Origin of the sequence: Seonamhaeicola sp. ML3, assembly GCF_023273855.1 — a bacterium.
In the GTDB taxonomy this organism is placed as follows: domain Bacteria; phylum Bacteroidota; class Bacteroidia; order Flavobacteriales; family Flavobacteriaceae; genus Seonamhaeicola.
Map to the genome: position 1 here is coordinate 1,059,249 of NZ_CP096884.1, position 14,599 is coordinate 1,073,847.

The window sequence follows — 14,599 nt, forward strand, 5'->3', positions numbered from 1 at the left end:
GAAGACATAAAAAAAAAGGGATAAATCAAATAAATGATTTATCCCTTTGGTACTCAAGGTGGGAATCGAACCCACACTTCCGAAGAAACTGGATTTTGAATCCAGCGCGTCTACCAATTCCGCCACTTGAGCTTTTCGGACAGCAAAAATAGTTTTTTTTTCTATTTTACGCACAAAAATACTCTTGATTATACTTTTCAGGTTAAAATAAATGTATAAATTTGCACCTCGCTAAAAAAACGAGTGCTTAGACACTATAAAACAACACGTTAACCATGGCCATAGTTAATACCGAAGCTAAAATTTTTGCTTGTACACAAAGTGTGGAGTTAGGAGAAAAGATTGCTAAAGCTTTTGGTGAAGAATTAGGAAACGTGATTACTTCAACTTATAGTGATGGTGAATTTCAACCATCATATGAAGAATCTATCCGTGGGGCCAGGTTATTCATTATTGGATCCACACATCCAGACCCAAGAAATTTAATGGAAATGTTGTTGATGATAGATGCTGCCAAGCGTGCTTCGGCAAGACATATTACAGCCGTAATGCCTTATTTTGGATGGGCAAGACAAGACAGGAAAGATAAACCAAGAGTACCAATTGCTGCCAAAATGATTGCTAAGATGTTGGAAGTTGCAGGTGCTACACGTATCATCACTATGGACTTGCATGCCGACCAAATACAAGGGTTCTTTGAAAAGCCTGTAGATCATCTGTTCGCCTCAACCATTTTCTTGCCGTATTTAAAAAGCCTAAACCTTGATAACCTAACTATTGCTTCTCCAGATATGGGAGGTTCTAAGAGAGCTTATGCTTATTCTAAAGCACTTGAAAGCGATGTAGTTATCTGTTATAAACAACGCGCTAAGGCCAATGTGATTTCGCACATGGAGCTTATAGGCGATGTTACTGGAAAAAATGTTGTGCTTGTAGATGACATGGTAGATACAGCTGGAACATTGACCAAAGCTGCCGACTTAATGATGGAACGTGGCGCACTTAGTGTACGAGCAATTTGTACGCATCCTGTTTTATCTGGAAAAGCATACGATAATTTAAAAAATTCAAAATTAGAAGAACTTATAGTAACAGACTCTATTCCTTTAACGCAAGAAAGCGATAAAGTTAGAGTATTGAGCTGTGCCGATTTATTTGCCGAAGTGATGCAGAAGGTACACAACAACCAAAGTATAAGTTCAAAATTTGTAATGTAAATTAATAATTAAATATAAATAAAAATGAAATCGATTACAATCAACGGATCTCAAAGAGAAAGCGTGGGCAAGAAAGCAACAAAGGCCTTACGTAATGCTGGACAGGTTCCTTGCGTATTATACGGAGGGGATAATCCAGTGCATTTCTCAGCACCTGAATTAGCCTTTTCTAAACTGGTTTATACGCCTAATGCGCATACAGTTGTAATTACTTTAGATAATGGTGATACATTCAATGCTGTATTGCAAGACATTCAGTTTCACCCTGTAACTGATAGAATATTACATGTAGATTTCTACCAATTGTTCGAGGACAAAGAAATTGCATTAACTATCCCTGTTAACCTTGTTGGTAACTCCAGAGGTGTTAAAAATGGTGGTGTATTAAGAAGAAACAACCGTAAACTACGTGTTAAAGCACTTCCTGCTAACTTACCTGATTTTATCGAGGTTGATATTACACCTCTTAAAATTGGTGGAAAAGTATATGTTGGTGATTTACCAAGCGATGATTACAAATTCATGCACCCAGACAACACCGTTGTTTGTCAAGTAAGAACGTCTAGAACTGCAGTTGCCGATGAAGATGAAGAGGAAGAAGCTACTGCTGAAGGAGCAGAAGCTCCAGCTGCTGAAGCTGCTCAAGAATAAAACACACGTTTTTATTATAAGAAAAGCATTCTGGTTTATTCAGGATGCTTTTTTATTTTTACACAAATTGAGTTTGTAAATGTTTGCGTTTTTACTGAATCTATTTAAAAAAAATGATTCGTCTTTTAAAGTTGAAGAAGAAAATCCTATGAAAAAATTTTTAATAGTTGGCCTTGGCAATATTGGTGCTAAATATGAAAACACCAGGCACAACATTGGTTTTAAAGTTTTGGATCATTTTGCAAAAAAAGAAGACCTTACATTCGAAACCTTAAAACTAGGAGACCTCACAACATTTAAATTAAAAGGAAGAACATTCATTTTCCTTAAACCAAGCACCTATATGAATTTAAGCGGTAAAGCTGTTTTATATTGGCTTACTAAGGAAAAAATACCTTTAGAAAATTTACTTGTCATTACAGATGACTTAAACTTACCTTTCGGGAGCATTAGGCTTAAAACTAAAGGTAGTGATGGTGGTCATAATGGTTTAAAAGATATACAGGACAAACTTAACACCACTAAATACAACCGCTTTAGGTTTGGTATTAGCGATGCTTTTAGCAAAGGAAGACAAGTAGATTATGTACTTGGAGACTGGAATGATGAAGAAATTGCTAAGCTAGACGAAAGACTAGAACAATCCTGCGAACTCATAAAATCTTTTGCTTTATCTGGTGTCAGCAATACTATGAATAGTTTTAATGGGAAGTAACGCTTAATCTTTACACAAGCATGTTGGGCACAAGCTGAAAAAATCAAATGGCGAAAAAAATTGGACTTTTAATATTAATCATAATTATCTCAATAATTCTCGCTTCGATTTACGGAATTTTGCACAATCAAGCTTCTTATAATATTTCAGAAGAATATTTCACAAATTTCAAATTTGACCAATTTGGACTTTGGGAAAACGGATATGGAGACGAAAGACTAAAAGTTTCAATAGTTGGTGTTTTATCAACTTGGTGGTTCGGACTAATAATGGGAATCATTAATGGACTAATCGGAATTAATCAACAAACGATAAAATTAATGATTAAAGGTGTTGTCGGAGCAACTACTCGGATTTTAATATCTGCATTTATATTCGGTATTTTAGGAGTTTTTGTCGGATATATTATACTCTCAAAATTACATTTTGACTGGAATATACCATCTGATTTAGTCGATCCAAGTAATTTTTTAGCAGTAGGAACAATGCATACACTCAGCTATCTTGGAGGAATGATAGGATTGATTTATGGAATTAAATATCAATTAAAAACAAAAAAAGCCAGTGACCAACAAAGACGGCTGTAGTTCATTACAGCAGAATTTCCTAATCGGTAATTCCTGCGGATTTTTCTGCAAAGAAACCATAGCCAAAAACGTTATCTAACAACTAGTTTTCTGGTAATTTTTCTCAATCCATCGCTTACATTGAGTATATAAACGCCCGATGCAACAGATAATAATTCTATATTTTCTCTAAAATCCCCCACATCTACATACTCGCTTTTAAAGAGAAAGGCACCTGATATATCAAATACCTCTAAAATAACCGTTCGGTTTATAGATCCATTTAATTTTACAGTAAATGCTCCATTATTAGGATTTGGAAACACTACTAAATTTTCGAAACCAAACTCTTCAATATTAGCAGTTGGCACTATATTAAGCGTGTAATCTTCAACTTCACCATCAACAGGATTTGTATTCGGCAATAATTCCGAACCTCCAGTAAACCCAGTTGCTACACGCATAACGGTATTACCTAATAGAGCTTCAACTGGAACAACAACAGCTAATGGCGAATTTGCAGTGGGCTGATCGGTAACATTTGTCGCTTCACCCATATCGTACTCCTCACCAGAATCTGTAAATACTCCATTTTGGTTCCAATCGATCCAAACCATGGTAGCCGTAGTAAAATTTCCATCTGTACTAACATTCACATTTAAATTGTAACTGCTGACTCTGTTTAAATCGGTCGAAATATTAGTAAAATCATTATAACCCTGAGTTTTCGTTGTGGCATTATCTATAGTGTTGATTTGTACTAAAGTGATTGAGGTATCAAATGCCGAATCAGGTAAAACATTTATGGTATAATCTTCTACTTCGCCGTCAAAACCATTTTCACAAGAGGTTACAATACCATCGTCTTTAAACTTTGTAGACACGCGCATTATGGTATTCCCTATGGCCGCATCAAAAGGTACTTGTATGGATAGTGGTGAATTACCCGTTGGCCCATTAGGAACATTCGAAGCATCTCCCAAATTGTATTCCTCGCCGGGGTCATCGAAACTACAATTCTGGTTCCAGTCTATCCAAACCTTGGTATTGGTTATAAAATTACCATCTGTATTTACATTAACCGATAAATCGTAAGCTATATTACGGTTAACATCGGTCTGTACATCTGTATAATCACTATAGCCTGATGGCTTTCCTGAGGATTGGCTTATCGTGTTAAATTGTACTAAAGTGGTACTTGTGTTAAAGTCAGTATTTCCTATCGATTGACAAACACTATTAAAAAATGGTAATTCTATATTTTTATTTTTTGTTATTGTTGATGCATTTCCAACGATATCAAAATTATAATTGCCCTGTGGGACATTTTGTAAATTAGAAATACTTAGTGTAATCGGACCCGAAACGCTTGTACTAGCTGGCGAAAATGTCACCACACTTCCTACAGGATGACCACTTGCGCTGAAGGTAACTTCTTCTGAAAAGCCATTTGCAGTAACATAATCGAAACTAAGAGTTACTACATTATCTCCACAACCTATTGGATTTAAAGTTTCATTAACCATAAAGAAATCAGCATCTGAAGAAATGGAAAAATCGAAATCGGATACATCATAAAAGATGTTATCTGCAGCTTCAACCAATAATCTAGCCTGATCTGTATCGGGAATAGCAGGTACGGTATAACCAAACGACCCGTTATTGGGAACATTAGATGCTATCACCGTTGAAAACGTAGAGCCGCCATCAGTCGATAGCAGGATATTCACATTCTGGCAATTTATTGTGGCGTTAGTTGTCTCCCCAACCTCCCAACTGATAGTTTGAGAACTACCTTGAGCCCAAGATACTGGATTTTCTATAGTAAACGGCATTACATCTTCAACTATAATTTGCATGGTATCGAAACTAGATTGACCGCCTGCAGCGTTGTTGGGTGAGCGATCTCTAACAGTTAATGCCCAATTTAAAGATCTGGCTACGCTAGACACAGTTTCCCAATCACTACCCAATGTTGGGTTTATTTGTTCAATATTACCCGCCAATACACTACGCAGCCTTGGAATATAGCGATTAGGTGAATTAGTGGGTGGCAAAGACCTATTCATGGGTCCTGATGGTAAAGATGGCCCAAAGTTTAAATAATTGGTAACACCGCTATCTATCTGTTCCCAACAATAGGTGAGGTTATCACCACTATCGGCATCAGAGGCAGCGCCTTTTAAAACATAAGGTGTTCCTTTAGGGATGTTGAAATTACTCCCTGCATCGGCAAGTGGTGGATTATTTGCAATAACCTCGGTTGTCTGGCAACTCTTTCCTGATAGGTTTTCTAAAATCTGTTTTACACTGTAGTAATGAAAATAATCATCACCATTAAGCTCTACATTATTGGCACCTTCAATACCTGCATATCCCATTATTGTGGAACCACTGCCGGGTTCTACGTTCACTCCTGTACCTTCACTTTCGAAAGCCCAAGTATGGTTTGCTCCCATTTGGTGACCAATTTCGTGAGACACGAAATCCAAATCAAATAAATCGCCCTCTGGCACACCATTCGATGGTGAAGTAAAAGCACTACCTTTAGAATTGTCTGTACAAACACAACCAATACACCCTGCATTACCTCCACCTCCCGAAGCTCCAAAAAGATGCCCTATATCGTAATTGGCTTCTCCGATCACACTTGTTAAAGTAGATTGCACTTCACCAGACCAAGCGCCATTTACACCAGTGCCAGCCGGTGAATACGGATCAGTACCTGCATTGGTATAAACTACCAAATCGTTATTTGCAATTAGCTGAAATGTAACGGCCATATCCGTTTCAAATATTTCATTTACTCGGGTTAGAGTCGCATTGATTGCTGCTAGGGCATCTGCAACTGTTCCCCCGTGATATGCTGTATATTCTCCTGTTACCGATATGGCTATTCTAAACTTTTGAAGGGTTTGGTCATTAGCCCCACCTTCATTAATTTTAGATGTCACCCCTTTGTTGTTATGGGCTTCATGAAATTCGTTGTGAGTTTCACAAAATAGCTTCTTAGACAAACCTCTATGGCTTTTTTTGTTATAGATTACATAAGTGTTAGAGCCCCTTTCTATAGGTTGCATAAATACATTGGGCTTATCTACATAGGATATCATGGTTTGTATCCCATGGGGGGAGACACTCATTCTCAACCTAGCTCCGGGAGTATCTAAACCAAATCCTATATAGGACTTAATCTCCGGGTATTTTTCGGCTAACTCTGGTGCAAAAACTGGTGCATAAAAAATCTCAAAACGTTCTGAGCGATTTGAAACCCCCGGAAGCGAAACGACAACAGCTTCTTTTTTTTGTTTAGAAAACCTTGTGTTTACACCTCGTAAACTCTCATGGAATTCTGTATTATTAAATTGAAAAAAAGATACTTCTTCTTCGTTTATGTCTAATTTAGAGAAGATTTCAGACTCATCTAAAGCATTTAGTTTTTGCCAAGGCGTGTTTTGAGAAATAGCTGAAAATGCTGTTAAAAACATTGCTATTGAAAAAACATAACGTAGCTTTGCTTTCATAATAATAAAGGGCAATTTTTTCATAACAAATCTAGCCTTTTTAAGTTAAACGAACAATTTCGCCTATTTAATGAGTAGGGTAAAGGATATTTCAGCTTACAAATCTTTAAAACCAACTGTGGTAACCATTGGTACTTTTGATGGCGTTCATATTGGTCATAAAAAAATAATAACACGTTTAGTAAATACAGGGAAGCAAGAAGATTTAAAATCTGTGATACTAACGTTTTTCCCACACCCCAGAATGGTGCTTCAAAAAGATTCTAATATTAAATTAATAAACACGATTGCTGAAAGGCGTGCGATTTTAGAATCTTTAGGACTGGATTATTTACTCATAAAAGAATTTACCCAAGAGTTTTCTAGACTAACTGCTAAAGCGTTTGTTCAAGATTTATTGGTAGATAAATTGAATGCCAAAAAAGTGATTATTGGTTATGACCATAGATTTGGACGCAATAGGAATGCCGATATTGAAGATTTAAAACGTTATGGGGAAATCTTTGATTTTGAAGTTGAAGAAATATCTGCTCAAGATATTGATGATGTTGCCGTAAGCTCCACTAAAATTAGAAAAGCTCTTGACGAGGGTGATATCGAAAAGGCTAATGCGTATTTAGGGTATTCTTTTATGCTAAATGGTACAGTTACCAAAGGTAAAGGACTAGGTAGACAAATAGATTACCCTACCGCAAATATTCAAATTGAGGAGGATTACAAACTAATTCCAAAACAAGGGGCCTACATCGTTCAGAGTAATATCGATGGTGTTATTGTTTATGGGATGATGAATATAGGAACCAATCCAACTGTAAATGGCGATAGACAAACCATTGAAGTTCATTTTTTCGATTTCAACAAAGATATTTATAACAAACCCCTCGAAATTGAACTTTTAAAACGCCTTAGAGACGAACAGAAATTCGACTCTCTGGATGTCTTAAAAGCACAATTAAAAAAAGACAAAGAAACCGCTTTTGCTTTCATAGAAAATCGTCGTGATTAATACATGGTTATTTAAACATATTGATAATTCTGGGCTTATAGTTTTCAGAATCTTCTTTGGTTTACTTTGCTTTTTAGAATCTGTAGGAGCCATTTTTACTGGTTGGATAAAAGCCACCTTAATTGACCCTAAATTCACGTTTTCATTTATTGGCTTTGAGTGGCTACAACCCCTACCCGGAAACGGTATGTATTTTTATTATGCGATTATGGGCTTATTTGGCTTACTGGTCATGATTGGATACAAATACAGATTTAGCATGTTTGCATTCGCCGTGCTGTGGTCTGGCACTTATCTCATGCAAAAGTCCTCGTACAACAATCATTATTACTTACTAATGCTGTTAAGTACCATTATGATTTTTCTGCCTGCAAATCGCTATGCTTCTCTAGATGCCAAACAAAACCCTGATTTAAAGCGTTACTCCATGCCATTATGGTGCAAGCAGATTTTTGTTTTACAGCTCTTAATCGTCTACACCTACGCCTCTGTGGCTAAATTGTATCCCGATTGGTTAGACACCTCGGTGATTGCCTTAATGATGAAATCTAAGTCACATTTTGTTTTGGTAGGCGATATTCTGCAAGAAAAGTGGTTGCACTATGCTTTGGCCTACGGCGGAATTCTTTTCGACGGATTGATTATTCCGTTGTTACTTTTTAAACCGACAAGGAAATATGCTCTTATAGTTTCTATTTTCTTTCACCTTTTTAATTCGTTTATATTCCATATTGGTATTTTCCCGTATTTATCCTTGGCTTTTTCGTTGTTCTTTTTTGAACCTAAAACCATACAAAGGCTATTCTTAAAAAAGAAACCGTTTTACGACGCTGAAGACATTAAAGTGCCCAAATACAAACCATTACTTCTTGGTGTATTTGGCCTGTATTTTATAGTACAAATACTCTTGCCTTTACGACATCATATCATAGAAGACAATGTACTTTGGACCGAAGAGGGGCATCGGCTTTCATGGCGTATGATGCTTAGAACACGCTATGGAAAGGCAACCTTCAAAATCAAGGACAAAGAAACGGGAGTTAGTAAGGTAATAGATTTAAACAACTATTTAACCAAAAAGCAAAAACATCAAGTTAGTTCTAAACCCGATTTTATGTGGCAATTTTCAAAGTATCTTAAAAATAAATTTCAGGAAGAAGGTCAAGATATTTCCGTATTTATTACTTGTAAAGTTAGTATTAACGGAAAGCCTGCCCAGCAATTTATAAATCCTAATGTGGACATAGCCAGTTTAGATTGGGAGCCCTTTAAACATGGCCGTTGGATTTTACCTTCAAAACTGGATTAATCCTCTTTCTAATTTGTTGATTTTCTTCAGTAAAAAACTAAACTTTGCATTACCATAAATTCAAAATTTAGCTTTACTTCAAACTCCTCTTTGTTAGTCCATAATTTTGTTTCATTTAGTTTTTAAGAAACCTAAAAATGAAAAAAATCATGTACTTTTGTCGCTTTAATTTTCAAGACATGTTACAAGTACCTTTTATTAGAGAACATAAAGATTTGGTAATAGAACGCTTAGCAAAACGAAATATAGATGCTAATGAAGATATCAACCAAGTTCTTACTTTAGATGAAGAACGACGAGCGCTTCAAACTAAATTAGACAATGCTTTAGCAGAAGGTAATAAACTGTCTAAAGAAATTGGTGGCTTGTTCAAATCTGGCGACATTGAAAAAGCTAATCTTTTAAAAGCTAAAACGAGTCAGTTAAAAATTGATTCCAAAGAATTAACCGAAGAATTAAACAACAAGGCCGATGCTTTAAGTCAGCTTTTGTATAAAATCCCCAATATTCCTAACGATATTGTCCCAGCAGGGAATACCGAAGATGACAACGAGGAAGTCTTTAGAGAAGGTGATATTCCTGTGTTGGAAGATGGTGCCCTGCCACATTGGGAGCTTGCCAAAAAATACGACATTATAGATTTTGAACTTGGCAACAAAATTACTGGTGCTGGATTTCCGGTTTATAAAGGTAAAGGGGCAAGACTACAACGTGCTTTAATTAGTTATTTTCTAGATAAAAATACAGAAGCGGGTTATACCGAATTCCAATTACCGCATTTGGTGAACGAAGCCTCTGGATTGGGGACCGGTCAGCTGCCAGACAAAGAAGGCCAAATGTACCATGTTACTGGAGACAATTTGTATTTAATACCAACGGCAGAGGTTCCCGGAACAAATATTTTTAGAAATACTGTTCTCAACGAAGCCGATTTACCAGTTGCTATAACTGGGTATACACCCTGTTTTAGAAGAGAAGCTGGTAGTTACGGGGCACATGTAAGAGGCCTTAACAGGTTACACCAATTCGATAAGGTAGAAATTATTAGAGTAGAACACCCAACGAAATCTTATGAGGCTCTGGATAGCATGGTTGCCCATGTTAAAACCATTCTTCAAGAATTAAAATTACCTTATAGAATTTTAAGACTCTGTGGTGGTGATTTGGGCTTTACTTCAGCTTTGACTTACGATTTCGAAGTGTTTTCTACTGCGCAGGACAGATGGCTGGAAATTTCATCGGTATCTAACTTTGAAACCTTTCAAGCTAATCGCTTAAAACTTCGTTTTAAAAACAGTAACGGTAAGAACGAATTGGCTCATACTCTTAATGGTAGCTCTCTAGCATTGCCAAGAGTACTTGCCGGAATTTTAGAAAACTATCAGACAAAAGATGGTGTTTTGGTTCCAGAAGTATTACAACCTTACACTGGTTTTAAAATAATAGATTAGTCCCAACATAAAACATATTAAAACAGAAACAAAATCTTACAAATTTATGTAAGACTTTGTTTTTTTATCGATTAAATACCATAATCTCATGCTGTTTAACGATTATTGGTCGATTTTCTTTGTTTTTCTAGATTTAATCTGGAAGTTAGCTTTACCAAATTTATCAAACCTACTGACCATGAAAAATTTAAAGCGCTTTGTTATTTTGATTGCGCTCATTTTTGTAGCTGGTAAAGTGTTATTCTCAGACTTTGAAATCATAAAACCTGACAATAATGCAACTGCAATTGTGAGCGAATAGGAAATAAGACTTTTACTGGACCTTTTATAAGATTTAACGTTTTTGTACGTTTAAAAGTTGTTCCCAATCTTAATAGTATCGTGATTTTTAATTTTACGGTAATTAATGGAACATTTATTTTTGGTTGGTTAGTGTGCCCGAATTTTTATTCGGGCATTTTTTTATAAAAATATTTAGATTGTCTCCCTACCACATTTGTTATATTTACACTATGAGAGTGGTTTTTGTACTTTGTTTTTTTATATCCTTCAACGTGTTTGCTCAGGATGCAAACCTAGCCATGGATTATTTTAAAAAAGGAGATTATGAAAAAGCGCTGCACGAGTATAAAAAATTATACGCTAAAAATGCTTCGAATATTAGTTATATCAATCAAATTATTGCCTCCTATCAACAATTAGAACAATACGATAACGCCGAGGTATTTCTCTTAAAACTAATTTCTAAATTAAAACATTATCCAGCTTTTCTTGTAGAATTAGGATTCAACTATCAACTTAAAAATGATATGGAGAATGCTAACCTTTATTACAACAAAGCACTAGACCACCTAACAGTTAATCCCAGTCATGTATTTACTATTGGCAGAAGTTTCCAAAAACATACGCTTTTAAACCAAGCTATTTTAGCTTACGAGAAAGCTATGGCACTTAAACCAGACTATAACTTTAATATCCAATTAGCGCAATTGTATGGCGAACAAGGGCAAATTGAAAAAATGTTTAATGGGTATCTTGATTTTGCCGAAACCAACCCAGTGGCAATACCAGATGTTAAAAGACGTATTAACGGTTTTTTAGGTGATAGCGGTGAAGCCGAAAATAATATGCTTTTCCGTAAAATCTTGTTAAAAAAGATGCAGCAGGAACCGCATGTTTTATGGAACCAAATGTTAAGCTGGTTATTTATTCAACAAAAGGACTTAAAAAAGGCATTTATCCAGGAAAAAGCCATCTTTAACAGAAAGCCCGAAAGTTTAGATAGAATAAAAGAACTCGCATTAATTTCTGTAGATGAAGGCAAAAATGATATCGCCAAAGACATCTACAACTATATTATCAATACAGCTCAAGATATTGACACAAAACTAGAAGCTCATTTTCAATTAATTCAAATTGAAACTTCAGAGAGTACCAAAGATGAGTATGACAGTATCAATGAAAAATACTTAGCGCTTTTTGAGGAGTTTGGAAGTTTTGCGCAAACATTGGAACTTCAAATTGCCTATGGTCATTTCTTGGCTTTTTATATGGATAGACCACAAGATGCTACCAAACTTCTTGAAAAATCTTTAGACCTACCTATTTCACAATTACAAAAGGCTCAAGTTAAATTAGCACTTGGCGATATTCTGGTTTTACAAGAAAAATTTAATCAAGCGCTAATCTATTACACCCAAATTCAACGTAACCTCAAAAACAGCACCGTATCGCAAGAAGCTCGATTTAGAGTTGCCAAAACCAGTTACTTTAAAGGTGATTTTAAATGGGCCGAATCCCAATTAAAAGTTCTAAAAGCATCTACATCACAATTAATCGCGAACGATGCCCTAGATTTAAAACTCCTAATTTCTGATAATAAATATGAGGACTCCCTACATACTGCCCTAAAGCTATACGCTAAGGCAGACTTTTTATCCTTTCAAAATAAAACCAATGACGCCATTATGCTTTTAAAAAGAATACTAACAGAGCATAAAACCGAACCAATTATTGCACAGGCCCTATTTAGGCTTGGGATATTGTATAAAGAAAAAGGAGAGGTGAGTTTGGCGGTATTACATCTTGAAAAACTTATTGAAAATTACAGGGATGGTATTCTGGTTGATGATGGTTATTACCACTTAGCCCAGATTTATGAAAAAGATTTAGTACAACCCGAAAAAGCCAAAGCCCTTTATGAGCAGATAATTTTTAATCATGCCGACAGCATTTATTTTGTTGAAGCCAGAAAACGGTATCGAGCTCTTAGGGGAGATGCTATAAACTAAATCACAAACCCTAAACAACAAATTTCAAAAGTCCGTATTTTGGAATTTTTATAATTGGAATTTTTATTACTATGATAATATATAACGTAACCGCAAACATTGACGAATCTATACACGAAGAATGGTTGGTTTGGATCAAAGAGCATATCCCACAAGTATTGGGAACTGGCAAATTTGATAAAGCCACGCTTACCCGTGTTTTAGTTGAAGAAGATATGGGAGGTGTTACCTACTCTATTCAATACAGGGCTTTTTCTCGTGAAGCCTTAGACGCTTATTACAGAGAAGATGCTGAAAGATTAAGAGCCGATGGTTTAAAAAGATTCGCAGACAAAATGTTAGCATTCAGAACAGAGTTGGAAATGGTGGATGAGTATTTTGTAAATATTAATCCTAATTAACAAGAAACAGAACTTTGTCATATCGACAGAACGAAGTATGAGCGACGAGATATCTCATTGATAAGAGATTCCTCATCGTTCCTCGTTCGGAATGACATGTTAGATAAAACACTACAACCCGATGACTATAACAGAATTAGAAAGTGTAACCGATGACGTTATAAATGCTTTTGAAAATTTAATTCCTCAGCTGTCTTCATCTAGTCCATTACCCTCAAAGGAGGATCTAGAAACCATTGTTAATTCTGATACTACTAAACTATTTGTAGCTAAAGAAGGTAATGACATTGTTGGTACCTTGACCTTAGTTTTCAATAAAATCCCAACCGGAGAAAAGGCTTGGATAGAAGATGTTGTGGTTAGCGGAAGTGTTAGAGGTAAAGGCGTCGGTAAACGTTTAACACAATTTGCAATAGATTATGCTCTAGACAAAGGCATAACAAAAATAGATTTAACCTCAAGCCCAGAACGGATTGCCGCTAACAAACTATATCAAAAACTAGGCTTTAAAAAAAGGGTTACCAACGTATACAGGTATTTCATTAATACATAAATTTACATTCCTGTGTCACACTTAGTATTACTGAAAATAAAATATATTTTATTTGAAAGTAGCTAGCGAAACTAGTCTAAGTGCAATCAGGAATTCATTCTTAAAACATTCTCGTAATCGTGGCCAATAATTCTAACCAACATCAAGTAAAAGCCAAAAAACATTTAGGACAACATTTTTTAAAAGACGAAAATATTGCCCGTAAAATAGCTGACACGCTTACCTTAAAAGGCTATAAGAAAGTTTTAGAAATTGGGCCAGGTATGGGCGTTCTCACTAAATATCTTTTAGAAAAAGATGTGGAAACATATGTCATAGAGATTGATACAGAGTCGGTTGAATACCTTCAGGCAAACTACCTCAACCTAGCCCAAAGAATTATCGAACAGGATTTCTTAAAATACGATTTAACTACGGTCTTTGGTAACGAACCTTTTGCAATCACCGGAAACTTCCCTTATAATATTTCATCTCAAATAGTGTTTAAGGCTTTAGATATGAGATATCAAATACCTGAATTCACTGGGATGTTTCAAAAAGAAGTCGCTCAGCGTATTTGTTCCAAAGAAGGCAGTAAAGTTTATGGTATTTTGTCTGTACTTACCCAAGCATTTTACGATGCCGAATATTTATTTACGGTACCACCCTCGGTTTTTAATCCACCACCCAAAGTAGATTCTGGTGTTTTAAGACTTATTAGGAAACAAAATTATACACTGCCCTGTAATGAAAAGCTGTTCTTTAGGGTTGTAAAGCAAGGCTTCCAACAACGCCGAAAAACACTTCGTAACAGTTTAAAAACATTCAATTTATCCGATAATTTAAAAGCAAATAGTATATTTGGCATGCGTCCAGAACAATTAACAGTTCAAGAGTTTATAGAACTTACTGCTTTAATTGAAAACGATGCATAAC

13 protein-coding genes and 1 tRNA gene are annotated in these 14,599 nt (G+C 35.6%); 12 read left to right on the forward strand and 2 right to left on the reverse strand.

All coding sequences use genetic code 11. The features are described 5' to 3' along the window. Nucleotides 1–47: 47 nt before the first annotated feature. Nucleotides 48–132: transfer RNA gene (locus tag M0214_RS04830), tRNA-Leu, on the reverse strand. Between the two features lie 143 nt (nucleotides 133–275). Here M0214_RS04830 and M0214_RS04835 point away from each other — a divergent pair. From M0214_RS04835 to M0214_RS04850, 4 genes are all read left to right on the forward strand, one after another. Beyond that, nucleotides 276–1,217 carry a ribose-phosphate pyrophosphokinase gene (locus M0214_RS04835; protein WP_248724339.1) on the forward strand — a complete coding sequence of 314 codons (942 nt, stop codon included), beginning with the start codon at nucleotides 276–278 and terminating at the stop codon, nucleotides 1,215–1,217. A gap of 24 nt (nucleotides 1,218–1,241) precedes the next feature. Beyond that, the gene (locus tag M0214_RS04840; protein WP_248724340.1) at nucleotides 1,242–1,868 is read left to right on the forward strand and encodes a 50S ribosomal protein L25/general stress protein Ctc; all 627 of its coding nucleotides are present in this window, start codon (nucleotides 1,242–1,244) and stop codon (nucleotides 1,866–1,868) included. A 148-nt stretch (nucleotides 1,869–2,016) separates the two neighbouring features. After that, nucleotides 2,017–2,583: an aminoacyl-tRNA hydrolase gene (gene pth, locus M0214_RS04845; RefSeq protein ID WP_248724341.1), complete on the forward strand. Its 567-nt coding sequence runs from the start codon at nucleotides 2,017–2,019 to the stop codon at nucleotides 2,581–2,583. A gap of 47 nt (nucleotides 2,584–2,630) precedes the next feature. Next, a complete protein-coding gene (locus tag M0214_RS04850) occupies nucleotides 2,631–3,170 on the forward strand; it encodes a hypothetical protein (protein WP_248724342.1) in 540 nt (179 codons plus the stop codon). Nucleotides 3,171–3,241: 71 nt separating this feature from the next. Here M0214_RS04850 and M0214_RS04855 read toward each other — a convergent pair whose 3' ends face one another. Next, complete coding sequence (locus M0214_RS04855; RefSeq protein WP_248724343.1) at nucleotides 3,242–6,673, reverse strand: reprolysin-like metallopeptidase; 3,432 nt, start codon at nucleotides 6,671–6,673, stop codon at nucleotides 3,242–3,244. A gap of 70 nt (nucleotides 6,674–6,743) precedes the next feature. Between M0214_RS04855 and M0214_RS04860 the strand changes: the two genes are divergently transcribed. From M0214_RS04860 to rsmA, 8 genes are all read left to right on the forward strand, one after another. After that, nucleotides 6,744–7,679 (forward strand): bifunctional riboflavin kinase/FAD synthetase, encoded by a 936-nt coding sequence (locus M0214_RS04860; RefSeq protein ID WP_248724344.1) that lies wholly within the window; start codon nucleotides 6,744–6,746, stop codon nucleotides 7,677–7,679. Next, entirely contained in the window at nucleotides 7,672–8,988 is a 1,317-nt protein-coding gene (locus M0214_RS04865; protein WP_248724345.1) for an HTTM domain-containing protein, read from the forward strand. Before M0214_RS04860 ends, M0214_RS04865 begins: the two co-directional genes overlap by 8 nt. Nucleotides 8,989–9,167: 179 nt before the next feature. After that, entirely contained in the window at nucleotides 9,168–10,439 is a 1,272-nt protein-coding gene (gene serS / locus M0214_RS04870; RefSeq protein ID WP_248724933.1) for a serine--tRNA ligase, read from the forward strand. Nucleotides 10,440–10,617: 178 nt separating this feature from the next. Continuing rightward, nucleotides 10,618–10,740 carry a hypothetical protein gene (locus M0214_RS15305; protein WP_256467953.1) on the forward strand — a complete coding sequence of 41 codons (123 nt, stop codon included), beginning with the start codon at nucleotides 10,618–10,620 and terminating at the stop codon, nucleotides 10,738–10,740. Between the two features lie 280 nt (nucleotides 10,741–11,020). After that, nucleotides 11,021–12,730 (forward strand): tetratricopeptide repeat protein, encoded by a 1,710-nt coding sequence (locus M0214_RS04875; protein WP_248724346.1) that lies wholly within the window; start codon nucleotides 11,021–11,023, stop codon nucleotides 12,728–12,730. 71 nt (nucleotides 12,731–12,801) lie between these two features. Continuing rightward, nucleotides 12,802–13,131: a DUF4286 family protein gene (locus M0214_RS04880; RefSeq protein ID WP_248724347.1), complete on the forward strand. Its 330-nt coding sequence runs from the start codon at nucleotides 12,802–12,804 to the stop codon at nucleotides 13,129–13,131. Nucleotides 13,132–13,252: 121 nt separating this feature from the next. Further along, nucleotides 13,253–13,684 (forward strand): GNAT family N-acetyltransferase, encoded by a 432-nt coding sequence (locus M0214_RS04885; protein WP_248724348.1) that lies wholly within the window; start codon nucleotides 13,253–13,255, stop codon nucleotides 13,682–13,684. A gap of 119 nt (nucleotides 13,685–13,803) precedes the next feature. Then, nucleotides 13,804–14,598: a 16S rRNA (adenine(1518)-N(6)/adenine(1519)-N(6))-dimethyltransferase RsmA gene (gene rsmA / locus M0214_RS04890; protein WP_248724349.1), complete on the forward strand. Its 795-nt coding sequence runs from the start codon at nucleotides 13,804–13,806 to the stop codon at nucleotides 14,596–14,598. Nucleotide 14,599 lies beyond the last annotated feature (1 nt).